We start from the raw sequence: 26,098 nt of genomic DNA on the forward strand, positions 1-26,098 counted from the left end.
TGGTTCGTTTGGCGACTGCCAATCTACCCGCTTCCCTGACTGTCAATCCGCTCTTTCCCCAGACTCCGCGAAGAACCAGAAAAAAGGGAGGTCACTGACCTCCCCTCGGGAAACCCGTCCTGGCTCGTCGCTTCTGGCGCCGGCTCACCTCGCTCCACCTTCTGGGCGGTGCGTAGCCCGGTGGCCTGGTCGACCCGATCGGGTCGGCAGGCCGCGATGCGCCTGATTGGGCGGATCGCCGTGGACGTGTGGGTCCGGGCCGTGATTTCTGGAGCCATGTTACGGGGAGCGAAGCGGCAGGGGATTGCGAAGATTGCGCACAAAACTATCCGTTGCGCAATAAATCCCCAAAAATGTATAAGAATGTGCAAGCCGATAAATTTCCGAGGCCACAATGAACAAACTGGACCGCTACGACCTGCGAATCCTCGCCGAATTGCAGCGCGACGCGCGCATCTCCAACCAGGAGCTGGCCGAGCGCATCGGCCTGTCGCCCTCGCCCTGCTCGCGGCGCGTCAAGCAACTGGAAGACGACGGCTACATCCTGCGCCAGGTCGCCCTGCTGGACAGCAAGAAGCTCGGCCTGAGCCTCACCGCCTTCGTCCTGATCGGCATGGACAGGCACACCCCGGAGCGCTTCGAGCACTTCCAGTCGATCATCGCCCAGTGCCCGGAAGTGCTGGAATGCAGCCTGGTCACCGGGATGGACGCGGACTATCAGTTGAAGGTGATGGTGCCGGACATGGAGCACTACCAGCACTTCCTGCTCGGCACCCTGACGCGCATCGAGGGCGTGACCAGCGTGCGTTCCAGCTTCGTGCTGCGCAACATCATGGCCAGCACCGAACTGCCGCTGGAGCACCTGCGCAGCTGAAGCCGTAGGGCGAATAACGCCTACGGCGTTATCCGCCGTTTGACCTTGATCCCCGGCGGCTCCGGGGTTGGCCTTGGCGTTGGCCGTGGCCCCGGCGCATCGGCGGAGCGGTTCCCCTGTAGGCGCGCGCCCTGCGCGCGAATCGCGGGCAGGGCCCGCTCCTACGAAAAGCAACCCGGCGCGACCTGCGACAAATGCGCGCACCCCGCATCCTGCCGCTACCGCTCGGCGCTCGACTATTTCCCGCCAGGCCCGCTGCGACGGGACTTCCTCGGCCCTCGCCGCCCTCGCGCAGGAGTTTCTGCTCACTTTCTGAGCAGCGCTGATCAATAAGCGACCAAGCCCTTATAATGCCGCCCGTCCTCGCGACCGCCGGACCTTCCGGCCCCCACTCAAGCGCCCGCGCCGGGCAGGAGCAGCAATGAACGAGAGTTTCGAAGACTGGATGATGTACGGGCTGGTCACCGCCCTGATCCTGTTCATGGCCTTCATCGTCTGGGACCTGGCCAAGAAGTCCAAGGCCGGACGCATGGGCACCATGGTGCTGTTCTTCGCCCTCGGCCTCGGCGTGTTCGGCTTCCTGGTCAAGTCCTTCGTGGTCGCCGGCCTGGAAGGCGGTTTCTGATCCAGCCCTAGGGCTGCACCTCGCGCCACTCCCCCGGCTGCAGCCCGTCCAGGCCCCAGGGGCCGATGCGCACCCGCACCAAGCGCAGGGTCGGCAGGCCGACCGCCGCCGTCATGCGCCGCACCTGGCGGTTGCGCCCCTCGCGGATCACCAGCTCCAGCCAGGCGGTGGGCACCGACTTGCGGAAACGCACCGGCGGCACCCGCTCCCACAACCGCGGCTCGTCGATGCGCCGCGCCTCGGCCGGCAGCGTCGGGCCGTCGTTGAGCTGCACGCCTTCGCGCAGGCGCTGCAACTGTTCCTCGTCCGGCTCACCCTCCACCTGCACCCAGTAGGTCTTCGGCAGCTTGTGCCTGGGGTCGGCGATGCGCGCCTGCAGGCGGCCATCGTTGGTCAGCAGCAACAGGCCCTCGCTGTCGCGGTCCAGGCGCCCGGCGGGATAGACGCCGGGCACCGGCACGTAGTCCTTGAGCGTCGCCCGGCCCTCGCCATCGCTGAACTGCGTCAACACGTCGAACGGTTTGTTCAGCAGGATCAGCCGCGGCTGCGCCGGCGGAGCCTTGGCTACACGGCGTGGCGCGGGACGACGGGGGGCGGGACGAGGCGGACGGGGCATGGGCAGGAAACGGCAACAGGTCGGCGGAGCACAAGCATGGGCCGGCATGCTAGGTTGTGCCAACACCCCCTGCAAGAGCACGCAGAGCATCCACCATGCCCAAGGCCCGTCGCTCCCCCTGGCTGATCACCCTGCTCAACCTCGCCGGCCGCCTTGGCGGCGGCTACCGCGGCCCACAGAACGCGAACTTCGACGGCCTGCGCTTCCGCAACCTGGACGCCAAGCCGCACCATGGTTTCCGCGAGTTCCTCAAGTGGCAGCGGGAGCGCGACAGGCAACTGGCCTGGATCGAACAACCCGGCCCCGAGCGCCGCCCGGACACCCCGGCGCGGGTCAACGGCGAGGAGTTGCGCATCACCTACGTCAACCACGCCACCCTGCTGATCCAGCACCGCGGCCTGAACATCCTCACCGACCCACTGTGGTGCGAACGCACTAGCCCCTTCAGCTTCGTCGGCCCCAAGCGCCACCATCCGCCGGGCCTGGCCCTGGACGAACTGCCGCCGATCAACCTGATCCTGGTCAGCCACAACCACTACGACCACCTGGACGTCGGCAGCCTGGGCGAACTGGCCCGGCGCTTCCCGGAAGCGAAGGTGGTGACCGGCCTGGGCAACGCCGAGCTGATCCGCGCCTGCGGCTTCGTCGACGTGCACGAGCTGGACTGGTGGCAGAGCCTGCCGCTGCACGAGGGCATGCTGCTCACCGGCGTGCCGGCGCAGCACTGGTCGGCGCGCTCGCGCTACGACACCAACCGCACCCTGTGGCTGGGCTTCGTGCTGGAATCGGCGGACGGCCCCGTGCTGTTCCCCGGCGATACCGGCCTGGGCCCGGAGTTCGGGCTGATCCGCGAACGCTTCGGGCCGATGCGCTTCGCCGCGCTGCCCATCGGCGCCTACGAGCCACGCTGGTTCATGCGCCACCACCACATGAACCCGGACGACGCCGTGCAGGCCCACCGCACCCTGGAGTCGCAGTGCAGCATGGCCATCCACTTCGGCACCTTCCGCCTCAGCGACGAAGGCCAGTTCGCCCCCGTCCACGACCTGGCCCGGGCGCTGGATGAACAAGGCGTGGACAGCCAGGCGTTTCGGGCGCCCAAGCCGGGGGAGCAATGGTTGGTGGGGCGGATGGGTGGGTAGGGCTCATCTCCTTCACGTACGGGAAGCTCTCGACCGGAGTCTCCCGGAACCGTCGGTGCCAATTCGAACTCCGCCCCTCTCCCCAACCCTCTCCCTGAAGGGAGAGGGAGCCGTTCGGCGTGCGCCGGTACTTCAGCTCTCCCTGATACCTCGCATAGAGCCTGATCTCTCCATGAGGCACGCCCTCAACGTTGGCACGGACTAGCCCCCTCTCCCTTCAGGGAGAGGGCTGGGGAGAGGGAGCGGAGTCCCCCCAAAGCACCGTAGCCAGAAGTAAATTCCAATTCGCGAGCAAGCTCGCGCCTACACAAGTCACGCCGCCATTTCACCCAACAGATCATCGAGCAACGCCGAAGCCCCGAAGCGCAGGTGCTCGGATGTAATCCAGTCATCCCCAAGCATCTCCTGCGCGATAGCCAGGTAGACCTCAGCATCGTCCAGGCTACGAATACCACCAGCAGCCTTGAAGCCCACCTTGCCACCCGCCTCCACGATGCATTCCAGCATCACCCGCGCAGCCTCCGGCGTGGCGTTCACGGCCACCTTCCCAGTACTGGTCTTGAGGAAGTCGGCGCCGCCGGCGATGGCCTCGCGGCAGGCCGTGCGGATCAGCTCGGGGTTGCCCAGTTCGCCGCTTTCGACTATCACCTTGAGCCGGTGGTAGGGCCCGCACAGTGCCTTGCAGGCGCGGATCAGGTCCACCGCGCCGTCGGCCCTGCCAGCCTTCAGCGCCCTCCACGGGTAGACCAGGTCGATCTCGTCGGCGCCCTCGGCGAGGGTACGCCGCACTTCTTCCACCACCTCGGCCTGGGGCGCGTCGCCAGCGGGGAAGTTGCATACGCTGGCAACCTTGACTGAGCGCGCGCCAAAGCAGTTGAGGGTGCGCCGCGCCACGTGCACGAAGCGCGGGTAGACGCACACCGCCGCCACCTCGCCGTAGGGCGTCAGCGCCCGGCGGCAGAGCTGGACGATGCGCGGCATGTCGTCGTCGGCGTTCAGCGAGGTCAAATCGAGCAGCGACAGTACCCGCGCGGCGCGCTCGGCGCGGGTCGGTTGCAGGGGTTCAGCCATGGCGTCCTCCGGTGGCGGCCTTTGCGCCATCCTGCCACGGGCCTTCCCCGCGCGGGCGGGAAAGGGTCGCGGCCATGCGCGGGGTCAACGGAACGGCGGTTCGTCGAAGCTGCGCAGCTTGCGCGAGTGCAGCGAGTTGAGCTGGGTGCGCAGCAGGTCGACGGCGGCGATGCCGATCGCCAGGTGCTGGCTCACCGCGCGCTGGTAGAAGGCGCTGGCGGCGCCGGGCAGCTTGATCTCGCTGTGCAGCGGCTTGTCCGAGACGCACAGCAGCGTGCCGTAGGGCACCCGCAGGCGGTAGCCCTGGGCGGCGATGGTGCCGCTCTCCATGTCCACCGCCACCGCCCGCGCCAGGTTGATCAGCGGGCGCTCCTGGGCCCAGTGCAGCTCCCAGTTGCGGTCGTCGTAGGTCAGCACGGTGCCGGTGCGCAGGCGCCGCTTCAGCGCCTCGCCGCGCTCGCCGGTGACCAGCGCCGCGGCCTCCTGCAGCGCCACCTGCACCTCGGCCAGCGCCGGGATCGGGATGTGCGGCGGCAGCACCCGGTCGAGGATGCCGTCGCGGCGCATGTAGGCATGGGCCAGCACGTAGTCGCCGATGGTCTGCGACTGCCGCAGGCCGCCGCAGTGGCCGATCATCAGCCAGCAGTGCGGGCGCAGCACGGCCAGGTGGTCGGTGATGTTCTTGGCGTTGGACGGGCCGACGCCGATGTTGATCAGGGTGACGCCGTCGCCGTCGCTGGCGATCAGGTGGTAGGCCGGCATCTGGAAACGGTGCCACTCGACGCCGGCGATGATGGCGTTGGCCTCGCCCCGGTCCATGTCGCGCTCGATCACCACGTTGCCCGGCAGCACCATGCGCACGAAGCGCGGGTCCTCGTGCAGGCGCTCCAGGCCCATGTGGATGAACTGGTCGACGTAGCGGTGGTAGTTGGTCAGCAGGATCCACGGCTGCACGCAGCGCCAGTCGCTGCCGGTGTAGTGCACCAGGCGGCGCAGCGAGAAGTCGGTGCGCGCGGCATCGAACAGCGCCAGCGGCATGGGGTCGGCGCCTTCCCACTGGTACAGGCCGTCGGCGATGCCGTCGGAAGTGGCCGACAGGTCGGTACTGGGGAACACCCGCGCCAGCTCGGCGGCAGTCACGCCCGAGCCAGCCAGCTCGTCGCCCTGCTCCACCACGTAGGGATAGGGGATGTTCTGCTCGCTGGGGCCAACCTCGACGCGCACGGTGAAGTCTTCCATCAGCGGCCGCAGTTGCTCCAGCAGGTACTTACGGAAGGCCTCGGGGTGGGTGATGGTGACGGCGTAGTTGCCCGGCGTCTGCACCTTGGCATAGGCGCGGGTGGTCGAGGGCACCTCGCCCTGGCACAGGTAGGACAGGCGCAGCAGCGGGTAGCGGAACAGCGCACGCTCTTCGGCTGCCGGCTGCTCGCGGGTCTTCAGGTAGCGCCGCAGGGCCTGGCTGAGCGCCCCGGTGGCGCGCTGGTGCAGGGCGGCAAGGCGGTCGACCGCCTCTTCTGCGGTATGGGCGACGACGAAAGCGTCGCCGAGCTCGGCATTCATGGTGGGCTTCCTGTCTGAGCGATCAGCTCCATCTTGCCTGCTTATTCGCAGGAAGGGGATGACTGAATCATGTCCTCGGTTCCCCATCCGGCCGGGAGGGCTCCTACTGTGCCGGCGACCATTAAAAGACTATATTCAGTCCTTAACTCTTCCAGGTGCCGCCACCATGCGCTACTCCTCCCAGGTCAAACCCATCAGTTACCTCAAGGCCAATGCGGCAGAGGTGCTCAAGCAGCTCGGCGAGCAGCAGGAGCCGCTCATCATCACCCAGAACGGCGAAGCCAAGGCTGTGATTCAGGACGTCCGCAGCTATGAGGAAACCCAGGAAACCCTGGCCCTGCTGAAACTACTGGCACTGGGCAACCAGGAAATCGAGGAAGGTCGATTCGCTGCCCTGGACGAAGTGGCGAAACGCCTGCGCGGGGACGCCTGATGGGGGCAGACTCGCCCTATTGCGTGTTCATCACGCAGGGCGCCGAACGCGATTTGAAGTCCATCCACGACTACGTTGCCGAATTCGACGGGCCGCAACATGCGGCTCATGTCCTGAGCATGCTGCTGGAATGCATCGGCGAGCTGCGTCACTCACCGGAGCGCGGCAATTTCCCCAAGGAACTGCTGAGCCTGGGCATCCGCGAATACCGCCAGCTGTTCTTCAAGCCCTACCGCATCATCTATCGCCAGCGTGAACGGGACATTCACGTCTATCTGGTAGTGGACGGCCGCCGCGACCTGCAGCACCTGCTGAGTCGGCGCCTGCTGGGCTGAGCCGGGAGCCTCGCGGCCCCCGGCCATCGGCATCACGCCAGATGCGGCGTGGCCCGCGCCACCAGCGCTTCGACGTCCGTGCCGCGCGGCAGGGTGCCGTAGACGCGGCCGCCGTTGCCCAGGCGGCTGCCGATGAAGGCGTCGGCGACGGTGGCGTTGCCGGCTTCCAGCAGCAGCTTGGCCTGCAGGGCCACTGCCACGTCCTCGGTGAGCTGGCGGGCGCGGAACTGGATGTCGGCGGTGTCGGCGAAGGAGGCCTTGAGGTTGCCGATGAAGGCTGCCAGGCGGGCGTCGCCGTGGCCGTCGCCGAGTTCGGCGAACAGCGCGTCGAGCACGCCCGGCTCCTTGGACAGGGCACGCAGCACGTCCAGGCACTGGACGTTGCCCGAGCCTTCCCAGGTGGAGTTCACCGGGGCCTCGCGGTACAGCCGCGGGAGGATGGTGTCCTCGACGTAGCCGGCGCCGCCCAGGCATTCGGCGGCCTCGTTGATCATCGCCGGGGCGCGCTTGCAGATCCAGTACTTGCCCACCGCGGTGACCAGGCGGGCGAACTTGTCCTCGGTGTCGTCATGCAGGTGGTCCAGGGCGCGCCCCATGCGCATGGTCAGCGCCAGCGCGGCCTCGCTTTCCAGGGCCAGGTCGGCCAGCACGTTCTGCATCAGCGGCTGCTCGGCCAGCACGCGGCCGCCGACCTGGCGGTAGGCGCAGTGGTGCGCGGCCTGGGTCAGCGCCTGGCGCATCAGCGCGCTGGAGCCGACCATGCAGTCGAAGCGGGTCATGGCCACCATCTCGATGATGGTCGGCACGCCGCGGCCCTCCTCGCCCACCATCCAGGCCAGGGCGCCGCGGTACTCCACCTCGCTGGAGGCGTTGGACCAGTTGCCCAGCTTGTTCTTCAGGCGCTGCACGTAGAACTCGTTGCGGGTGCCGTCCGGGCGGTGGCGCGGCAGCAGGAAGCAGGTCAGGCCCTTGTCGGTATAGGCCAGGGTGAGGAAGGCGTCGCACATGGGCGCCGAGCAGAACCACTTGTGCCCGACCAGCTCGTAGGCCTGGCCCGGGCCGGGGATGCCCACCGGGTAGGCGCGGGTGGTGTTGGCGCGCACGTCGGTGCCGCCCTGCTTCTCGGTCATGGCCATGCCGATGGTGGCGCCGGCCTTCTGCTCGATCGGCAGGTTGCGCGGGTCGTACTCGGTGGCGAGGATCTTCGGCAGCCATTTCTCGGCGATGTCCGGCTGCAGGCGGATCGCCGGCACGCTGGCGAAGGTCATGGTCAGCGGGCAGCCGGTGCCGGCCTCGGCCTGGCTGTGCAGGTAACTCAGGCCGGCGCGGGCGACGTGGGCGCCGGCGCGCGGGTCGGTCCAGGGCATGGACGGGATGCCGGCCTCGATGGCGCTGCGCATCAGCTCGTGGTAGGCCGGGTGGAATTCCACCAGGTCGATGCGGTGGCCGTAACGGTCGTGGCTCTTGAACACCGGCTTGTTCTCGTTGGCCAGGAAGCCGGCGGCCATCAGCGGGCCACCGGCCAGCGCACCGTAGGCGTCCAGGCGCGCTTCGGCCCAGCCGCCGTCGTAGCGGCGCAGCCACTCCTGCAGCGGCAGGTCGACGCGGTAGAGGTTGGCGCCATCCAGCGGCGGTACCTGGTTGCTGACTTCGTGGGTCTCGGCGTACTGGTGCAGGTTCATCGCTGTTCCTCCGGCTGGGGCGCGCCGACGGCGCGCAGGCAGAAATCGACGAGGGCCTGGCTGACTTGCTCCAGGCCCGGGCTGGGTTGCCCGGCATCGCGGGCGGCACGGGCCGGCGGCGACAGCGGGCCGACCAGGGATTCGGCGATCGCCCCCACCAGACAGGCGGCGATCAATGATGTGGGGCCGCAGTGGAAGTGGCCGCTGCGCACGCCCTCTTCCAGCAGCTCGCCGAACAGTTCGGCGTAGGCCTCGCGGTAGAGCAGGCGCTGCTCGTCCACCTCGGGGTCCACCGGCTCGGCGATCAGGGCGAAGGCCAACCGCCGGCTGTCCCAGGCGCGCCGGGCGAACTGGCGCAGGCCGCGGGCCAGGCGCCCGGCGGGCCCGCCGGTGCCGCGCAGGACGACGGCCAGGGCATCCACCTCGCGCTGGCTGGCGCGGGCGAAGACCTCGGCGGCCAGTTCGCCCTTGCCGCGGAAGTGCCGGTACAGGCTGCCGGTGGCGATGCCGGCCTCTTCGGCCAGGCCCTGCATGGTCAGCGCCGCGAAGCCGCCCTCGGCGACCCGCGCCAGGGCCAGCTGGAGGATGCGCTCGCGCAGCGCCACATCTTTCTGCAGGCGGGCTTCGGTGAGACGGTAGACCATGCTCTGAATCCGGATTCACTGTTTCAAGCAGTGAATCACGGTTCAGGGCTTGGCCATAGGGGGAATTGCGCCAGCGGTGCGGGCGTTCCGGCCAGCGGCCGCTGCGCGTGGCGGATCAGGCGTGGCTGGGCAGCGCCGGCTGGCACAGCAGCCAGTCGTGCAGCAGGGTCTGCAGTTCCTCGAACTTCACCGGCTTGGCCAGGTAGTCGCTCATCCCCGCCGCCAGGCAGCGCTCGCGGTCGCCGCTGTGGCTGTGGGCGGTGATGGCCAGCACCGGCAGCTCGCCGCCCTGGGGCAGCGCGCGGATCGCCCGGCAGGTGGCGAAGCCGTCCATGATCGGCATCTGGCAGTCCAGCAGCACGGCGTCGACGCCCTCGCGGCGCAGCAGGTCGATGGCCTCCGAGCCGTTGTCGGCGGTGCGCACCCGGTAGCCCAGCTTGAGCAGCATGCCGCGGATCACCAGCTGGTTGATGGCGTTGTCCTCCACCACCAGCACCGTGCACTGGTCCGGGCGGCGCAGGGCCTGGCCGCCGGCGCGACGCGGCGGCACGCTGAAGCCCTGCGCCGGCTGGCCGAGGTTCAGCTCGAGGACGAAGCGGCTGCCGCGCCCGGGGGTGGAATGGTGCTGCAGCTGGCCACCGAGCAGCCCGGTGAGCTGGCGGCACAGCGCCAGGCCGATGCCCAGGCCGCCGTACTCGCGGGTCAGCGAGCCGTCGAGCTGGTGGAAGCGCTGGTACAGCGCGTCGTTGGCCGGCGTCTCGAAGCCGATGCCGGAGTCCTGCACCGCCACCCGCAGGGCGACGCCGTCGCTCTGCCGCTGGCCGTCCACGCGCAGGCTCACGCCGCCCTGGTGGGTGAACTTGATGGCGTTGTCCAGCAGGTAGCCCAGGGTCTGGGCCAGCTTGCCGGCGTCGCCTTCCAGGGTGTCGGGCAGGCTTTCGTCCAGCTGCAGGTCGAAGCTCAGGCCCTTGGCCTCGGCGCGCGGCGCGTACTGGGCGCGCAGGCTGTCGAACAGGCCGCGCAGGCTGAAGGGCTCGCGGCGCGGGTAGAGCTTGCCGGCCTGCAGTTCGATCAGCGCGAGGATGTCGTTGACCATGCGCATCATGTCGCGCGCCGAGCCGGTGGCGGTCTTCTGGTACTGCGCCAGTTCCACGTCCATGGGCACCGTCTGCATCAGCTCCAGCGAGCCGATCACCCCGCTCATGGGGGTGCGCAGCTCGTGGGTGACGGTGGCCAGGAACTCGTCCTTCAGGCGGTTGCTGTTGGCCAGCTCCAGATTGAGCTGCTCCAGCTTGCGGCTGGACTCCTGGAGGATGCGCGTGCGCTCCTCCTTCATGGCGTTGATGCGGTCGGCCAGCGCCAGCGACAGCAGGCCCACCTCCAGGGCCGAGCCGATCTGGCTGGCGTACATGGTGAAGAACACGTTGGGCAGGAAGCCCAGCACCATCAGGGTGTTGATGGTCCCGCCGAGGAGGAAGGCGGTCCAGGCGAAGATGAAGTAGCGCGCCACGCGCATGCCACGCAGCCAGGCGAGGATGCCGGCGCTGAAGATGACCACCACGAACGCCAGGGCCAGGTAGGTGGCCAGGCGCAGCGACAGCGCGTAGCTGGCCGAGAACGCCAGCAGCATCACCAGCGCGCCCACGGCCATCAGCGCCAGCAGGGTGCGGTCGACCCACGGGCTGTGCTCGCGGGTATGCAGGAAGCTGCGGGCGAACTGGCAGCCGAACAGGCTGGCGGAGCCGATCAGGAAGGGGGTGGCGGCGTTGGCCCACCAGGGGCTGTTGGGCCAGAAGTACTCGATGCCGGCGCCGTTGACCGAGACCTGGTAGAGGCCGAAGGAGGCGATGTAGAGGATGTAGTAGAGGTAGCTGGTGTCGCGCACGCTGACGAAGATGAACAGGTTGTACACCAGCATCACCAGCAGCACGCCGTAGATGATGCCCAGCACGTAGACGTTGCCCGGCAGGTTCTCCATGTAGGCCTTGGGCGACCAGAGCGTCAGCGGCGCCTGGATCGAGCCCTGGCTCTCCAGGCGCAGGTAGACGCGCAGCGGCTTGCCCGGCGCGAGCTTGAGGTCGAACAGGTAGTTGGTCAGGCTGATCGGCCGGCTGGCGAACGGCAGGGTGTCGCCGGTGCGCTGGGCCAGCTGGTACCTGCCGTCGGCCCCGGGCAGGTAGAGGTCCAGGCGGTCCAGCGGCGGGTAGGCCAGCTCCAGCAGCCAGTGCGCCGGGTCCTGGGACTCCTGCGGGCGGTAGTCCAGGTCCAGGCGGATCCAGAACACCGAGCGCGAGTAGCCGGCGTTGAGCACGTCGCGGTCGTGGCGGCGGAAGCTGTCGGCCAGGGCGGCGGAGGTGATGTCGGCGATGTCGGCGGTGCCGCGCACGTCCTCGAAGACGTCGATCGCGTGGCCCAGCGGCAGGCGGCTGGTGTGCTCGTCGAAGCCCACCGCGCCGGCCAGCGGCGAAAGAAGGAGAAGGAAGAGGATCAGCCAGCGCTGCATGCTACCCCGCAGTGCCCCTCCGGACGGCGCCCGGGAGCCCCATCTCCCGCGGTTGGCGCGCCCCGTGGGCGTGATTTTCGAATCGGCCAACTTTAGCACGCCGGCGGGGGGAGCAAGGAGCGCCGCGCCGGGGATCGGGGCAAACGACGCCTGCCGGGTTTAGTGGTAAGCTCCCGCGCCATGAAAACGCCAACCTCCCGTCCCGTAGTGCTCTGCCTGTCCGGCCACGACCCCAGTGGCGGCGCCGGCCTGCAGGCCGACATCGAAGCCCTGATCGCCCAAGGCTGCCATGCGGCGCCCGCCGTCACCGCGCTGACCGTCCAGGACACCGTCAACGTTTCCGACTTCCGCGTGCTCGACCGCGAGTGGGTGCTGGCCCAGGCCAACGCCGTGATCGCCGACCTGCCGGTGGCCGCGGTCAAGCTGGGCATGCTCGGCTCGGTGGAGATGGTCGACACCGTGGTCGAGATCATGCAGTCGCTGCCCGGCGTGCCGCTGGTCTGCGACCCGGTGCTGCGCGCCGGCGGCGGCGGCGCCCTGGGCAAGGACGAGGTGGGCTACGCGATCCGCGAGCGGCTGTTCCCGGTGGCCGCCATCGCCACGCCGAACCTGCCGGAGGCGCGCATCCTCGCCGAACTGCCCGAGGGCAGCGCCGACGAGTGCGCCGAGAAGCTGCTGCCGTACATCCGCAACCTGCTGATCACCGGCGGCCACGGCGACGAGTCCGAGGTGCACAACCGCCTGTACGGCCGCGACGGCAGCCAGCACACCTTCACCTGCCAGCGCCTGCCGGGCAGCTACCACGGCTCCGGCTGCACCCTGGCCAGCGCCCTGTCCGGCCGCCTGGCCCTGGGCGAGGAACTGGCCAGCGCCGTGCGCAGCGCCCTCGACTACACCTGGCGCACCCTGCGCGACGCCGAGGCCCCCGGCCACGGCCAGTACGTCCCGCGCCGGCTGCCGCTGGACTTCTGCTCCTGATTCACCTGCCGAGGCCCCCATGAAACTCCGCGGACTCTACGCCATCACCGATAGCAAGCTGCTCGCCGACGGCCGCCTGCTGCCCTACGTCGAGGCCGCGCTGCGCGGTGGCGCGCGCCTGCTGCAGTACCGCGACAAGTCCAGCGACGAGTCGCGCCGCCTGCGCGAGGCCGAGGCCCTGCGCGAGCTGTGCGAGCGCCACGGCGCCACCCTGATCGTCAACGACGACGCCGAGCTGGCCGCGCGCCTGGGCGTGAGCGTGCACCTGGGCCAGACCGACGGCTCCCTGGCCGCCGCCCGCGCCCTGCTGGGCCGCCAGGCGATCATCGGCGCCACCTGCCACGGCAGCCTGCAGCTGGCCGAGCTGGCCGTCGCCGAGGGCGCCGACTACGTGGCCTTCGGCCGCTTCTTCCAGTCGCTGACCAAGCCCGGCGCCTCCGAAGCCAGCCCCGAGCTGCTGGAGCAGGCCCGCGCGCGCTTCGCCAACGTGCCGCTGGTGGCCATCGGCGGCGTGACCCTGGAAAACGCCCCCGACCTGATCGGCCGCGGCGCCGACCTGCTGGCGGTGATCAACGCGCTCTTCGCCGCCGACACCCCGGCCGAGGTGGAGCGCCGCGCCCGCGCCTTCGCCGCGCTGTTCTAACCTTTTCCCGCGGCGCCGCTGCGCGCCGCCCCGCTTTCACGGATCCCAACGAGAGGTCGCCATGTCCCGTTCCGAACTCCTCTTCGCCAACGCCCAGAAGCACATCCCCGGCGGCGTCAACTCGCCGGTGCGCGCCTTCAAGAGCGTCGGCGGCACGCCGCTGTTCTTCAAGCACGCGGAAGGCGCCTACGTGGTGGACGAAGACGACAAGCGCTACGTCGACTACGTCGGTTCCTGGGGCCCGATGATCCTCGGCCACGCCCACCCGGAAGTGCTCGACGCGGTGCGCCGCCAGCTGGAGCACGGCCTGTCCTACGGCGCGCCGACCGCGCTGGAAGTGGAAATGGCCGATCTGGTCTGCTCGCTGGTGCCGTCCATGGACATGGTGCGCATGGTCAGCTCCGGCACCGAGGCGACCATGAGCGCCATCCGCCTGGCCCGCGGCTACACCGGCCGCGACGACATCATCAAGTTCGAGGGCTGCTACCACGGCCACTCCGACAGCCTGCTGGTGAAAGCCGGCTCCGGCGCCCTGACCTTCGGCGTGCCGAACTCCCCGGGCGTGCCGGCGGACTTCGCCAAGCACACCCTGACCCTGCCGTTCAACGACCTGGAGGCGGTGGAGAAGGCCCTGGACGAATACGGCCAGAAGGTCGCCTGCATCATCGTCGAGCCGGTGGCCGGCAACATGAACTGCGTGCCGCCCGCCCCGGGCTTCCTCCAGGGCCTGCGCAAGGCCTGCGACAAGCACGGTGTGGTGCTGATCTTCGACGAGGTGATGACCGGCTTCCGCGTCGCCCTCGGCAGCGCCCAGGCCCTGTACGGCGTGACCCCGGACCTGTCGACCTTCGGCAAGATCATCGGCGGCGGCATGCCGGTGGGCGCCTTCGGCGGCAAGCGCGAGATCATGCAGCAGATTTCCCCGCTGGGCCCGGTCTACCAGGCCGGCACCCTGTCGGGCAACCCGCTGGCCATGGCCGCCGGCCTGACCACCCTGAAGCTGATCAGCCGCCCGGGCTTCCACGACGAGCTGACCGCGTACACCAGCCGCATGCTGCAAGGCCTGCAGGAACGCGCCGATGCCGCCGGCGTGCCCTTCGTCACCACCCAGGCGGGTGCGATGTTCGGCCTGTACTTCAGCGGCGCCGACGACATCGTCACCTTCGCCGACGTGATGGCCAGCGACGCCGAGCGCTTCAAGCGCTTCTTCCACCTGATGCTGGAAGGCGGCGTGTACCTGGCGCCCAGCGCCTACGAGGCCGGCTTCACCTCCATCGCCCACGGCGACACCGAGCTGAAGCTGACCCTGGACGCCGCCGAGCGCGCCTTCGCCACCCTCAAGTGAGCCCCTCCGGCCGCGGCGTTCGCCGCGGCCAATTTTCCGTCGTTACGTTTTGCAAGCACGCCCTACGCCAGTTTCTTGGCCATTCGGACGGAAACCGCGAAAAACACCGTAAAGACTTTGTAAGGAAGCGTCGGCTTATTTCATAATGTGCAGGCCGGCACGTTTTCGCCGGCCGGGCATCGTGCCCGCCCCGTTGCCGGAGGCCGTTTCTCCCCATGTACCGTTCTGGTCGCGCCCTGCTGCTGGGCAGCCTGTTGCTCATCTCGCCCCTGTTCGCGCAGGCGGGAGGCAACTCGCTGCTGGTCCCGGCGACCGGCCGTTGCACCCTGAACACGGTTCCCGAGCAACTGCAGCAGGCCCTGGCCAGCTGCCAGCAGATCGCCAACGGCGGCGACGCCGAGGCGCAGTTCGAACTGGGCGAGTACTACTACACCGGCGAACGCGCCCCGCGCGACTTCCCGGCCGCGCTGCGCTGGTACGAAAAAGCCTCGCTGCAGGGCCACGCCCAGGCCCAGTGGCGCCTGGGGACCATGTTCTTCCGCGGCGAAGGGGTCAAGGCCAACAACATCCAGGCCTACATAGTGCTGAAGATGGCCGCGGTGAACGGCGCCGAAGACGCCATGGACAGCGCCGACCTGGTCGCCGAGCAGATGAGCAAGGACGAACTGGACATCGCCAGCAAGGTGCTGGGGCAGATCTTCCGCAACTACCTGATCGAACTGCAGACCGCAGGCAATACGCCGTTTTCGCCGTTGCCCTGAGGGCGGCTACAGGCTACAGGCTACAGGCTACAGGCTACAGGCTACAGGCCGAAGAGCGTAGGGGCTTTCGTAGGAGCGAGCTTGCTCGCGAAGCTTTCAAGAGCGCCCTCTCCCTAACCCTCTCCCTGAAGGGAGAGGGGACTGTCCTGAGCGGCCTGGAAGGCCGGAGTCATCCTGATACTTCACAGCAGTTACCGGCTGAAACCTGAACCCTCGGCAGGCACGGACTGCTCCCTCTCCCTTCAGGGAGAGGGCTGGGGAGAGGGTGCGGAGTCAATCCAGAGCCCCCATGCCACAGGGAAACTCCATTCGCGAGCAAGCTCGCTCCTACAAGGGCAACCACCGAGCGGGCTCTTCGCTTTTACCTGCTGCCTGAAGCCTGCAGCCTTCAGCTGCTCTTGTCCGGCATCGGCATCGGGAACGGCATGACGTTGCCGCCGCCCTTGGCCTCGCTGATCTTCGGCGTGCCCAGGCGCTCCACCTCGTCGATGCGGATGATCGCGTGCAGCGGCACGAAGCTGCGGATCACGCCCTCGAACTGGGCCTTGAGCTTCTCTTCGCTGGGGTCCACGACCACCTGGGTGCGCTCGCCGAAGACGAACTCCTCGATCTCCAGAAAGCCCCACAGTTCACTCTGGTAGATCTGCTTGGCGTACATCTCGAACACCTGGCCCTGGTTGAGGAAGACCACTTTGTAGATCGGGTTCTCGCGCTTGTTCATGAACGGCGGATGACAGCTCTGCGAAAAGGGGGCGCGAAGCATAGCACAGCCGCCTGGCGTGCAACCCTAGGAACGGGCCCTGCGCGCCACTATAATGCCCGGTCATTTTGGATTCCCCCGACGAAGCGCGCATGGCCAAGAAGCTTTTCATTCAGACCCACGGTTGCCAGATGAACGAGTACGACAGCTCGCGCATGGCCGACCTGCTGGGCGAGGAGCATGCCCTGGAGTTGACCGAGAAGGCCGAAGATGCCGACGTGATCCTCCTCAATACCTGCTCGATCCGCGAAAAGGCCCAGGAGAAGGTGTTCTCCGAACTGGGCGCCTGGCGAGCCCTGAAACAGCAGAAGCCGGAGCTGGTGATCGGCGTCGGCGGCTGCGTGGCCAGCCAGGAAGGCGCCGCCATCCGCGAGCGCGCGCCGTTCGTCGACGTGGTCTTCGGCCCGCAGACCCTGCACCGCCTGCCGGAAATGATCGACGCCGCGCGCACCACCCGCAAACCGCAGGTGGACGTGTCCTTCCCGGAGATCGAGAAGTTCGACCGCCTGCCCGAACCACGCGTCGACGGCCCCACCGCCTTCGTCTCGGTGATGGAAGGCTGCAGCAAGTACTGCAGCTTCTGCGTGGTGCCCTACACCCGTGGCGAGGAAGTCAGCCGGCCGTTCGACGACGTGCTCGCCGAGGTCATCCACCTGGCCGAGAACGGCGTCAAGGAAGTCACCCTGCTGGGGCAGAACGTCAACGGCTTCCGCGGCGCCACCCATGACGGGCGCATCGCCGACTTCGCCGAGCTGCTGCGGGTGGTCGCCGAGGTCGACGGCATCGAGCGCATCCGCTACACCACCTCGCACCCGCTGGAGTTCAGCGACGCGCTGATCGCCGCCCACGCCGAGCTGCCGCAGCTGGTGCCGTTCGTCCACCTGCCGGTGCAGTCCGGCTCGGACCGCGTGCTGGCCGCCATGAAGCGCAACCACACCGCGCTGGAATACAAGTCGCGCATCCGCAAGCTCAAGGCCGCGGTGCCGGACATCTGCATCAGCTCGGACTTCATCGTCGGTTTCCCCGGCGAGACCGACAAGGACTTCGAGCAGACCATGAAGCTGGTGGAAGAAGTCGGTTTCGACTACTCCTTCGTCTTCATCTACAGCCAGCGCCCGGGTACCCCGGCGTCGGACCTTACGGACGACACCCCGGACGAAGTGAAGAAGCAGCGCCTGATGATTCTCAACACGCGCCTGCAGCAGCAGGGCTTCGAGATCAGCCGACGCATGGTCGGCAGCATCCAGCGCATCCTCGTCACCGACTACTCCAAGCGCGACCCCGGCCAGCTGCAGGGCCGCACGGCGAACAACCGCGTGGTCAACTTCGCCTGCGACAACCCGCGCCTGATCGGCCAGTTCGCCGAGGTGGAAATCTACGAAGCGCTGCCCAACTCGCTGCGTGGCCGCCTGATCGAGCCCACCCGTCACTGAAGCCATCCCGGCGCCCGACTTTCCCACACGGGCCGCCGGGGTTATTCTTCGGACATCCCTATTTCCCAATGGTCATACCGACAGCACCTTGAACGCCCCCCTGGATCTTCACCGCTTCACCCTGGAACCCTTCGACGCACGCAGCTTCGCCAACCTCTGCGGGCAGTTCGACGAGCACCTGCACCAGATCGAGAAACGCCTGGACATCGAGATCCGCAACCGCGGCAACCAGTTCGAACTGGTTGGCGAGGCCGCGCGCACCCAGGCCGCCGAGCACCTGCTGCAGCGCCTGTACCGCGAGGCGCAGAGCGGCACCGAGCTGACCCCGGACATGGTCCACCTGTTCCTCCAGGAATCCGGCCTGGAAGACCTGGCCAGCGCCAGCGACGTGCCCAGCATCACGCTGAAGACGCGCAAGGCGCACATCCGCCCGCGCGGCGCCAACCAGCAGCGCTACGTCAAGGCCATCCTCGATCACGACATCAACTTCGGCATCGGTCCGGCCGGCACCGGCAAGACCTACCTGGCCGTGGCCTGCGCCGTGGACGCCCTGGAGCGCGAGCAGATCCGCCGCATCCTGCTGGTGCGCCCGGCGGTGGAGGCCGGCGAGAAGCTCGGCTTCCTGCCCGGCGACCTGTCGCAGAAGATCGACCCCTACCTGCGCCCGCTCTACGACGCCCTGTACGAGATGCTCGGCTTCGAGACCGTGGCCAAGCTCATCGAGCGCCAGGTGATCGAGGTCGCGCCGCTGGCCTACATGCGCGGCCGCACGCTGAACAACAGCTTCATCATCCTCGACGAAAGCCAGAACACCACGATGGAACAGATGAAGATGTTCCTCACCCGCATCGGCTTCGGCTCCACCGCGGTGATCACCGGCGACGTCACCCAGGTCGACCTGCCGCGCGGCACCCGCTCGGGCCTCAAGCACGTGATGGAAGTGCTGCGCGACGTCCCCGGCATCAGCTTCACCCACTTCAAACCCAAGGACGTGGTGCGCCACCCGCTGGTGCAGCGCATCGTCGAAGCCTACGAGCGCTTCGAGGCCCACCAGCCGGTGCGCCTGGATGGCGAGCGCGCGCCGCGGGAAACCGGAGATGCTTGAACTCGACCTGCAGGTCGCAAGCCAAGCCCCCGGCCTGCCCAGCGAGGCCCAGCTGCGCCAGTGGTGCGAACTGGCCCTGCGCCAGCGCCAGGCCGACTCGGAACTGACCATCCGCCTGGTCGACGAGGACGAGGGCCGCGAGCTGAACCGCACCTGGCGGCACAAGGACTACGCCACCAACGTGCTGTCCTTCCCCGCCGACGTTCCCGACGAACTGCTGGATATCCCGCTGCTGGGCGACCTGGTGATCTGCGTCCCGGTGGTCGAGCGCGAAGCCGCCGAACAGGGCAAGGAGCCACCGGCGCACTGGGCCCACCTGGTGATCCACGGCTGCCTGCACCTGCTGGGCTACGACCATATCGACGACACCGAGGCCGAGGAAATGGAAGCCCTGGAACGGCAATTGCTGGCCGAACTGGGCTACCCGGACCCGTACGCGGCGGATGAAGAATAAAAGCCAACGAGCAAAGGAAAGATGAGCGAAGACCGATCGAGCAACGGGCATAAGTCCTGGCTGGACAAGATCACCCAGGCTTTTGCCCATGAGCCGAGAAACCGCCAGGAGCTCCTCGAGCTGCTGCGCGACGCCCACGAGAACAAGCTGCTGGACAGCGAGGCGCTGTCCATCGTCGAGGGCGCCATCCAGGTCGCCGACCTGCAGGTGCGCGACATCATGGTGCCGCGCTCGCAGATGATCAGCATCAAGGCCAGCCAGAGCCCGCGCGAGTTCCTCCCGGCGATCATCGACGCGGCGCACTCGCGCTACCCGGTGGTGGGCGAGAGCCTCGACGACGTGATGGGCGTGCTGCTGGCCAAGGACCTGCTGCCGCTGATCCTCCACGACGGCAGCCATGCCTTCAACATCAAGGACCTGCTGCGCCCGGCCACCTTCGTGCCCGAATCCAAGCGCCTGAACGTGCTGCTGCGCGAGTTCCGCGCCAACCACAACCACATGGCCATCGTCATCGACGAGTACGGCGGCGTGGCGGGCCTGGTGACCATCGAGGACGTGCTGGAGCAGATCGTCGGCGACATCGAGGACGAGCACGACGTCGAGGAAGACAGCTACATCAAGCCGCTGCCCAGCGGCGATTTCATCGTCAAGGCGCTGACCCCGGTGGAAGCCTTCAACGACTTCTTCGGCGCGGAATTCTCCGACGAGGAATTCGACACCGTCGGCGGCCTGGTGATGAGCGCCTTCGGCCACCTGCCCAAGCGCAACGAGACCACCGAACTGGGTGGCTTCCGCTTCCGCGTGCTCAACGCCGACAGCCGCCGCCTGCACCTGCTGCGCCTGACGCCGCTGCGCGACTGAAACCGGGGGCCAACGGCGGATAACCGCGAACGGTTATCCACCCTACGGGGAATGGCGTGGGTGGGACAGCGTAGGAGCGGATCTTATCCGCGAATCGCGCCGGGACATCCGGCTATCGCGGACAAGGTCCGCTCCTACGGTTCCAGGAAGCACGGCTTTTCGTAGGATGGCGTTGAGCGAAGCGATACCCATCACCACGGCAGCATGGGTATCGCAAACTCAACCCATCCTACGAAGAGCACCTCGGCGCAAGACAGTTGTTCCTACAGCCCATTCCGACATCCTGCAACACAGCGTCGCAGACGCCTCATGGCTTTTCGCCGCAGCCCCATAGCCTACCGTTCGTCTCTCCATTACTCTTGCGCATCGCCAAACCGCTTCCAAGGAATACCGATGCGCTGGATCACCCGTCCCGGCTGGCCGGGCCATCTGCTGGCCCTGGCCGCCGGCGCCATCACCCCGCTGGCCCTGGCGCCCTACGGCATCTGGCCGCTGGCGCTGCTGTCCGTCGCCCTCTTCTACCTCGGGCTGCGCGGCGTCACCCCGGGCTCGGCGCTGTGGCGCGGCTGGTGGTACGGCTTCGGCGCCTTCCTCGCCGGCACCGGCTGGATCTACTACAGCATCCATGACTTCGGCGGCGCCTCGCCGGCCCTGGCCGGTTTCCTGGTGGTCGGCTTCAGCGCCGGGGTGGCGTTCTTCTTCGGCCTGCCGGCCTGGCTCTGGGCGCGCATGCTGCGGCGCAACAACGCGCCGGTCAGCGACGCCCTGGCCTTCGCCGCGCTGTGGCTGGGCCTGGAAGTGTTCCGCAGTTGGTTCCTCACCGGCTTCCCCTGGCTCTACACCGGCTACAGCCAGCTGCAGGGCCCCCTGGCCGGCCTGGCCCCGATCGGCGGCGTGTGGCTGATTTCCTTCAGCATCGCCCTGTGCGCCGCACTGCTGATCAACCTGCCGCAGCTGACCTTCCGCCCGACGCAACTGGTCGTCGGCCTGGTGCTGCTGCTGGCCCCGTGGATCGCCGGCCTCGTCCTCAAGGGCCACGCCTGGACCAGCCCCGCCGGCGCGCCGCTGACCGTCGCCGCCATCCAGGGCAACATCGCCCAGGACATGAAGTGGGACCCCAAGCACGTCACCGCGCAGCTGGAGCTGTACCGCGACCTCAGCGCCGAGCAGCACGACGTCGACCTGATCGTCCTGCCGGAAACCGCCGTGCCGCTGCTCAAGGACCAGGCCGGCGGCTACCTGGGCATGCTCGACGAGATGGCGAAGCAGAAGCGCGCCGCGCTCATCACCGGCGTGCCCATGCGCCAGCGCGACGCCGACGGCGTGCACTACTACAACGGCATCACCGTGGTCGGCGACGGCAGCGGCGACTACCTCAAGCAGAAACTGGTGCCCTTCGGCGAGTACGTGCCGCTGCAGGACCTGCTGCGCGGCCTGATCAGCTTCTTCGACCTGCCCATGTCCGACTTCGCCCGCGGCCCGGCCGACCAGGCGCTGCTCAAGGCCAAGGGCTACGCCATCGCGCCGTACATCTGCTACGAAGTGGTCTACCCGGAATTCGCCGCGGGCCTCGCGGCCCAGAGCCAGCTGCTGCTGACCATCAGCAACGACGCCTGGTTCGGCACCTCCATCGGCCCGCTGCAGCACCTGCAGATGGCGCAGATGCGCGCCCTCGAAGCCGGGCGCTGGATGATCCGCGGCACCAACAACGGCGTCACCGCGCTGATCGACCCGCAGGGCCGCATCACCCACGAGATCCCGCAGTTCCAGCAGGGCGTGCTGCGCGGCGAGGCTACTCCGATGCAGGGCCTGACGCCCTACCTGAAATGGCGCCTGTGGCCGCTGGGCACCCTGGCGGTGATCCTGGCGATCTGGACCCTGCTACGCCGCCAGGCCGCCCCCGAGCAGCGCAGGATGTTCGGCTGAGCGTAGGGCGTACAACCGTTCGCGGTTGTACGCCGAGGTTGAGTTCAACGGCGGCTCCGTGCTCGGCGCCGAGCGGAATGTGGCCAAGGTCAGGCGGCGGATAACCGCGAACGGTTATCCGCCCTACGTTCCCAGGAAGCATGGCCGTAGGAGCGGATTCATCCGCGATAGCCGGCCACGCGCCATTCCCCTGTAGGAGCGCGCCCTGCGCGCGAATCGCGGACAAGGTCCGCGATGCATCCCTTCAGCGGTAGAACAGGCGGTAGCCCAGCAGGCCCAGCGCCTCGTTGAGCAACTGGTTGCTCTGCCAGAACGCCTTGGCCTCCGGCAGCCAGCCGCCGAACGGCCGGGCGTTGTCCACGCCGATGAAGCCCATCGGCGCCGGCACCACCTCCAGGCCGTTGGCCTCGAAACTCCAGAGCGCGCGGGGCATGTGCTGCGCCTGGGTGACCAGCACCACCCGGCGCACGCCCGCCTGGCGGAGGATTTCCGCGCTCAGGGTGGCGTTCTCCCAGGTGGTGCGGCTGCGCCCTTCCTGCCAGCGCACGCTCACCCCGTAGTCGTCCGCCAGGCTGGTGGCCATGAGCTGCGCCTCGCTGGGTGGCGTGCCGTAGTGCAGGCCGCCGGAGGTCAGCAGCGGCAGGCCGCTGGCCTTGGCCAGGCGCGCGGCGTAGCGCAGCCGCTCGCGGGCCATCAGACCGGGCTGGTCGTCGCCCCAGGCCGGGTCGCCGCGCTCGCGGCCCGCGCCGAGGATGACGATGGCCTCGGCGCGCTGCGCCAGGCCCGCCCATTCGCCGCGGGCCAGGGCCGGCTGGCGCTCCAGCAGGCGCGCGCCCCACTCCACCGTCAGCGGCAGGCTGAGCAGCCAGAAGCCGGCGAGACCGGCGACGAAGCAGGCCGCCGCCAGCCTCGGCCGGCGGCGGCGCAGGAAAAAGCCCAGCAACAGGAGGATCAGCAGGATGCCCGGCGGCATCAGGATCTGCTTGACGAGGTAGCGCAGCGGCATCGGCGACTCCTTTCAGGAAGCGCCACAGCCTAGCGGATGAACGCGCGGATTCAACGCCCGCGGGAACCGCGGAACAACTGCGAGCCGCAGGAGGTGCAGGGCATCACCCCATGCTGGCGGTTGTAGACCACCGGGGTGCCGCACAGCGCGCAGAGCAACTGCAGGTGGCGGTGCGACGGGCGCGTCTTGCCGGCGCTGCCGCCCAGGCGCGCCCGCGTGGAGCGGGCGGGGGCGTGTTCGATCAGCGCCAGCTCCTCGGCGGCGGCGTGCCAGCCGCGCAGCCAGTTCACGTCCTGGTCGAGATAGGCGCGGATCAGCTGCATCTCGGCGCTGCTCAGGCCGCGCAGCTCCAACTCCTCGGGATGCTCATCGCGCAGGCGTTCCGCGGTCTCGGCCTCGTCCAGGGCCAGTTCAAGTCGATGCAGCAACCGCTCATAAAGACCGGGACCCGACAAACTCGCACGATGCAGCTCAGCCATCAGTCACCTCAAGCAGGCGGAAACCTCCCGCCCTCAGGCCAAGCTTAGCGTCCCGGCCCCCGGGCCACCGAGCGTGCGACAAACGGCGCGGGCTACCGACTCGGGGAGGGCTCATGTATGCTACGAGGCTTTATGCAGCCCCTTGCCGGCCGGCCGCCGCGGTGCCCCGGCAAGACGGGAGCGCCCGCTCCGCTCCCACGGCCGCGCCGTCTATTCCGTACAGGTCCAAGTCGCGCCATGCACGAGCAATACCAGCCTCTCGAGATCGAATCCCAGGCCCAGAAGTACTGGAACGAACACAACTCCTTCCGTGTCGAGGAAGTCCCCGGCAAGGAGAAGTTCTACTGCCTGTCGATGTTCCCGTATCCGAGCGGCAAGCTGCACATGGGGCACGTGCGCAACTACACCATCGGCGACGTGATCAGCCGCTACCAGCGCATGCAGGGCCGCAACGTCCTGCAGCCGATGGGCTGGGACGCCTTCGGCATGCCGGCGGAGAACGCCGCGATGAAGAACAACGTCGCCCCCGCCGCCTGGACCTACGACAACATCGCCTACATGAAGGCCCAGCTGAACAGCCTGGGCCTGGCCATCGACTGGTCGCGCGAGGTCACCACCTGCAAGCCCGACTACTACCGCTGGGAGCAGTGGCTGTTCACCCGCCTGTTCGAGAAGGGCGTGATCTACCGCAAGAACGGCACCGTGAACTGGGACCCGGTGGACCAGACCGTGCTGGCCAACGAGCAGGTCATCGACGGCCGTGGCTGGCGCTCGGGCGCGCTGATCGAGAAGCGCGAGATCCCGATGTACTACTTCAAGATCACCGCCTACGCCGAAGAGCTGCTGGAAAGCCTCGACCACCTGCCGGGCTGGCCGGAACAGGTCAAGACCATGCAGCGCAACTGGATCGGCAAGTCCCGCGGCATGGAGATCGCCTTCCCCTATGACCAGGCCTCCATCGGCGAGGCCGGCCAGCTGAAGGTCTTCACCACCCGTCCGGACACCCTGATGGGCGCCACCTACGTCGCCGTGGCCGCCGAGCACCCGCTGGCCACCCTGGCCGCCCAGCGCGAGCCGGCCCTGCAGGCGTTCATCGACGAGTGCAAGCGCGGCGGCGTCGCCGAGGCGGACATCGCCACCCAGGAGAAGAAGGGCGTCGCCACTTCCCTGTTCGTCGAGCACCCGCTGACCGGCGAGAAGCTGCCGGTGTGGATCGCCAACTACGTGCTGATGACCTACGGCGAAGGCGCGGTGATGGCCGTGCCGGCCCACGACGAGCGCGACTTCGAGTTCGCCAACAAGTACCACCTGCCGATCCGGCAGGTGATCACCCTGGCCGCCGGCGACGACGGCTACGACGCCAGCACCTGGCAGGAGTGGTACGGCGCCAAGGACGACAGCGTGCGCACCGTCAACTCCGGCAAGTACGACGGCCTCGGCTACCAGGCCGCGTTCGACGCCATCGGCGCCGACCTCGCCGCCAAGGGCCTGGGCCAGGCGCGCACCCAGTTCCGCCTGCGCGACTGGGGCATCAGCCGCCAGCGCTACTGGGGCTGCCCGATCCCGATCATCCACTGCGACGCCTGCGGCGACGTGCCGGTGCCGGCCGAGCAGTTGCCGGTGGTGCTGCCGGAGAACGTGGTGCCGGATGGCGCCGGCTCGCCGCTGGCCAGGATGCCCGAGTTCTACGCGTGCAGCTGCCCGAAATGCGGCCAGCCGGCCAAGCGCGAAACCGACACCATGGACACCTTCGTCGAGTCGTCCTGGTACTTCGCCCGCTACGCCTGCCCGCAGTTCGAGGACGGCATGCTGGACAAGAAGGCCGCCAACTACTGGCTGCCGGTGGACCAGTACATCGGCGGCATCGAGCACGCCATCCTGCACCTGCTGTACGCGCGCTTCTTCCACAAGCTGATGCGCGACGAAGGCCTGATCGACTCCGACGAGCCGTTCAAGGACCTGCTGACCCAGGGCATGGTGGTCGCCGAGACCTATTACCGCACCACCGCCAACGGCGGCAAGGACTGGTTCAACCCGGCCGACGTGGAAGTCGAGCGTGACGCCAAGGCCAAGGTCGTGGGCGCGCGCCTGAAGACCGACGGCCTGCCGGTGGAGATCGGCGGCACCGAGAAGATGTCCAAGTCGAAGAACAACGGCGTGGACCCGCAGGCCATGATCGACGCCTACGGCGCCGACACCTGCCGCCTGTTCATGATGTTCGCCTCGCCGCCGGACATGAGCCTGGAGTGGTCCGACTCCGGCGTCGAGGGCGCGAGCCGCTTCCTGCGCCGCGTCTGGCGCCTGGCCCAGGCCCACGTCAACGCCGGCTTCGCCGCCGCGGTGGCGCAGGACACCCTGAACGACGCGCAGAAGGAAATCCGCCGCGCCATCCACCTGGCCATCAAGCAGGCCAGCCAGGATATCGGCCAGAACCACAAGTTCAACACCGCCATCGCCGCGGTGATGACGCTGATGAACGTGCTGGAGAAGGTCCCGCAGGAAGACGCCGGCAACCGCGCCCTGCTGCAGGAAGGCCTGGAGACCGTCGCCCTGCTGCTGGCGCCGATCACCCCGCACATCTGCCACGTGCTCTGGCACGAACTGGGCCACAATGGCGCGGTGATCGACGCGCCCTGGCCGCAGGTCGACGAGAGCGCCCTGGTGCAGGACACCCTGCAACTGGTGGTGCAGGTCAATGGCAAGCTGCGCGGGCACATCGAAGTGCCGGCGCAGGCCAGCCGCGAGGACGTCGAGGCCACCGCCCGCGCCAACGAGAACGTGCTGCGCTTCACCGACGGCCTGACCATCCGCAAGGTGATCGTGGTCCCCGGCAAGCTGGTCAACATCGTCGCCAACTGATGG

General features: G+C 68.3%; 24 protein-coding genes. 15 read left to right on the forward strand and 9 right to left on the reverse strand.

Annotated features, from left to right (window positions below):
* Positions 1 to 394 precede the first annotated feature (394 nt).
* A complete protein-coding gene (locus VV867_RS23270; RefSeq protein ID WP_009617381.1) occupies positions 395 to 874 on the forward strand; it encodes an Lrp/AsnC family transcriptional regulator in 480 nt (159 codons plus the stop codon).
* Positions 875 to 1,295: 421 nt separating this feature from the next.
* On the forward strand, positions 1,296 to 1,499 hold the full coding sequence (locus VV867_RS23275) for a DUF2788 domain-containing protein (protein ID WP_109933650.1): 204 nt from the start codon (positions 1,296 to 1,298) through the stop codon (positions 1,497 to 1,499).
* Positions 1,500 to 1,506: 7 nt separating this feature from the next.
* Here VV867_RS23275 and VV867_RS23280 read toward each other — a convergent pair whose 3' ends face one another.
* On the reverse strand, positions 1,507 to 2,115 hold the full coding sequence (locus VV867_RS23280; protein ID WP_109933651.1) for a pseudouridine synthase: 609 nt from the start codon (positions 2,113 to 2,115) through the stop codon (positions 1,507 to 1,509).
* Positions 2,116 to 2,210: 95 nt separating this feature from the next.
* On the opposite strand from VV867_RS23280, the gene VV867_RS23285 reads away from it, so the two are divergent.
* On the forward strand, positions 2,211 to 3,257 hold the full coding sequence (locus VV867_RS23285; RefSeq protein ID WP_328567666.1) for an MBL fold metallo-hydrolase: 1,047 nt from the start codon (positions 2,211 to 2,213) through the stop codon (positions 3,255 to 3,257).
* 312 nt (positions 3,258 to 3,569) lie between these two features.
* On the opposite strand, the gene deoC is transcribed toward VV867_RS23285, so the two are convergent.
* Both deoC and amn read right to left on the reverse strand, forming a co-directional pair.
* Positions 3,570 to 4,328, reverse strand: a complete 759-nt coding sequence (gene deoC, locus VV867_RS23290; RefSeq protein WP_328567667.1) for a deoxyribose-phosphate aldolase — start codon at positions 4,326 to 4,328, stop codon at positions 3,570 to 3,572.
* A gap of 84 nt (positions 4,329 to 4,412) precedes the next feature.
* Positions 4,413 to 5,888 (reverse strand): AMP nucleosidase, encoded by a 1,476-nt coding sequence (amn, locus tag VV867_RS23295; protein ID WP_089391207.1) that lies wholly within the window; start codon positions 5,886 to 5,888, stop codon positions 4,413 to 4,415.
* A 166-nt stretch (positions 5,889 to 6,054) separates the two neighbouring features.
* Between amn and VV867_RS23300 the strand changes: the two genes are divergently transcribed.
* The gene (locus tag VV867_RS23300) at positions 6,055 to 6,321 is read left to right on the forward strand and encodes a type II toxin-antitoxin system Phd/YefM family antitoxin (protein ID WP_009617373.1); all 267 of its coding nucleotides are present in this window, start codon (positions 6,055 to 6,057) and stop codon (positions 6,319 to 6,321) included.
* On the forward strand, positions 6,321 to 6,656 hold the full coding sequence (locus tag VV867_RS23305) for a type II toxin-antitoxin system RelE/ParE family toxin (protein WP_109933655.1): 336 nt from the start codon (positions 6,321 to 6,323) through the stop codon (positions 6,654 to 6,656). Before VV867_RS23300 ends, VV867_RS23305 begins: the two co-directional genes overlap by 1 nt.
* 32 nt (positions 6,657 to 6,688) lie before the next feature.
* Here VV867_RS23305 and VV867_RS23310 read toward each other — a convergent pair whose 3' ends face one another.
* The 3 genes from VV867_RS23310 to VV867_RS23320 form a co-directional block, all read right to left on the reverse strand.
* On the reverse strand, positions 6,689 to 8,338 hold the full coding sequence (locus VV867_RS23310) for an acyl-CoA dehydrogenase family protein (RefSeq protein ID WP_328567668.1): 1,650 nt from the start codon (positions 8,336 to 8,338) through the stop codon (positions 6,689 to 6,691).
* A complete protein-coding gene (locus VV867_RS23315) occupies positions 8,335 to 8,982 on the reverse strand; it encodes a TetR/AcrR family transcriptional regulator (RefSeq protein WP_109933657.1) in 648 nt (215 codons plus the stop codon). The genes VV867_RS23310 and VV867_RS23315 overlap by 4 nt, the downstream gene beginning before the upstream one ends.
* 115 nt (positions 8,983 to 9,097) lie before the next feature.
* The gene (locus VV867_RS23320; protein ID WP_328567669.1) at positions 9,098 to 11,485 is read right to left on the reverse strand and encodes a hybrid sensor histidine kinase/response regulator; all 2,388 of its coding nucleotides are present in this window, start codon (positions 11,483 to 11,485) and stop codon (positions 9,098 to 9,100) included.
* A gap of 180 nt (positions 11,486 to 11,665) precedes the next feature.
* On the opposite strand from VV867_RS23320, the gene VV867_RS23325 reads away from it, so the two are divergent.
* The 4 genes from VV867_RS23325 (at position 11,666) to VV867_RS23340 (ending at position 15,212) form a co-directional block, all read left to right on the forward strand.
* Positions 11,666 to 12,463, forward strand: a complete 798-nt coding sequence (locus VV867_RS23325; protein ID WP_328567670.1) for a hydroxymethylpyrimidine/phosphomethylpyrimidine kinase — start codon at positions 11,666 to 11,668, stop codon at positions 12,461 to 12,463.
* A 19-nt stretch (positions 12,464 to 12,482) separates the two neighbouring features.
* A complete protein-coding gene (gene thiE / locus VV867_RS23330; protein ID WP_328567671.1) occupies positions 12,483 to 13,106 on the forward strand; it encodes a thiamine phosphate synthase in 624 nt (207 codons plus the stop codon).
* A 61-nt stretch (positions 13,107 to 13,167) separates the two neighbouring features.
* Entirely contained in the window at positions 13,168 to 14,451 is a 1,284-nt protein-coding gene (gene hemL, locus VV867_RS23335; RefSeq protein ID WP_328567672.1) for a glutamate-1-semialdehyde 2,1-aminomutase, read from the forward strand.
* A gap of 215 nt (positions 14,452 to 14,666) precedes the next feature.
* On the forward strand, positions 14,667 to 15,212 hold the full coding sequence (locus tag VV867_RS23340; RefSeq protein WP_109933662.1) for a tetratricopeptide repeat protein: 546 nt from the start codon (positions 14,667 to 14,669) through the stop codon (positions 15,210 to 15,212).
* Positions 15,213 to 15,600: 388 nt separating this feature from the next.
* Here VV867_RS23340 and VV867_RS23345 read toward each other — a convergent pair whose 3' ends face one another.
* Positions 15,601 to 15,933, reverse strand: a complete 333-nt coding sequence (locus VV867_RS23345) for a DUF1820 family protein (RefSeq protein ID WP_074981912.1) — start codon at positions 15,931 to 15,933, stop codon at positions 15,601 to 15,603.
* A 131-nt stretch (positions 15,934 to 16,064) separates the two neighbouring features.
* Here VV867_RS23345 and miaB point away from each other — a divergent pair, with 131 nt between their 5' ends.
* From miaB to lnt, 5 genes are all read left to right on the forward strand, one after another.
* Positions 16,065 to 17,405 carry a tRNA (N6-isopentenyl adenosine(37)-C2)-methylthiotransferase MiaB gene (gene miaB / locus VV867_RS23350; RefSeq protein ID WP_328567673.1) on the forward strand — a complete coding sequence of 447 codons (1,341 nt, stop codon included), beginning with the start codon at positions 16,065 to 16,067 and terminating at the stop codon, positions 17,403 to 17,405.
* 88 nt (positions 17,406 to 17,493) lie between these two features.
* On the forward strand, positions 17,494 to 18,510 hold the full coding sequence (locus VV867_RS23355; protein ID WP_275627721.1) for a PhoH family protein: 1,017 nt from the start codon (positions 17,494 to 17,496) through the stop codon (positions 18,508 to 18,510).
* Complete coding sequence (ybeY, locus tag VV867_RS23360) at positions 18,503 to 18,964, forward strand: rRNA maturation RNase YbeY (protein WP_275627722.1); 462 nt, start codon at positions 18,503 to 18,505, stop codon at positions 18,962 to 18,964. Before VV867_RS23355 ends, ybeY begins: the two co-directional genes overlap by 8 nt.
* Positions 18,965 to 18,985: 21 nt before the next feature.
* A complete protein-coding gene (locus VV867_RS23365; RefSeq protein WP_109933666.1) occupies positions 18,986 to 19,825 on the forward strand; it encodes an HlyC/CorC family transporter in 840 nt (279 codons plus the stop codon).
* 393 nt (positions 19,826 to 20,218) lie between these two features.
* Positions 20,219 to 21,751, forward strand: a complete 1,533-nt coding sequence (gene lnt / locus VV867_RS23370; protein ID WP_275627723.1) for an apolipoprotein N-acyltransferase — start codon at positions 20,219 to 20,221, stop codon at positions 21,749 to 21,751.
* 244 nt (positions 21,752 to 21,995) lie between these two features.
* Here the strand turns inward: lnt and VV867_RS23375 are convergent, their stop codons facing one another.
* A complete protein-coding gene (locus VV867_RS23375) occupies positions 21,996 to 22,757 on the reverse strand; it encodes a YdcF family protein (protein WP_328567674.1) in 762 nt (253 codons plus the stop codon).
* Positions 22,758 to 22,807: 50 nt separating this feature from the next.
* Positions 22,808 to 23,236: a hypothetical protein gene (locus VV867_RS23380; RefSeq protein ID WP_089391229.1), complete on the reverse strand. Its 429-nt coding sequence runs from the start codon at positions 23,234 to 23,236 to the stop codon at positions 22,808 to 22,810.
* Positions 23,237 to 23,473: 237 nt separating this feature from the next.
* Between VV867_RS23380 and leuS the strand changes: the two genes are divergently transcribed.
* A complete protein-coding gene (gene leuS, locus VV867_RS23385; protein WP_328567675.1) occupies positions 23,474 to 26,095 on the forward strand; it encodes a leucine--tRNA ligase in 2,622 nt (873 codons plus the stop codon).
* Positions 26,096 to 26,098: the final 3 nt, after the last annotated feature.

The organism is Pseudomonas sp. JH-2, from assembly GCF_036231725.1.
Lineage (GTDB): Bacteria > Pseudomonadota > Gammaproteobacteria > Pseudomonadales > Pseudomonadaceae > Pseudomonas > Pseudomonas delhiensis.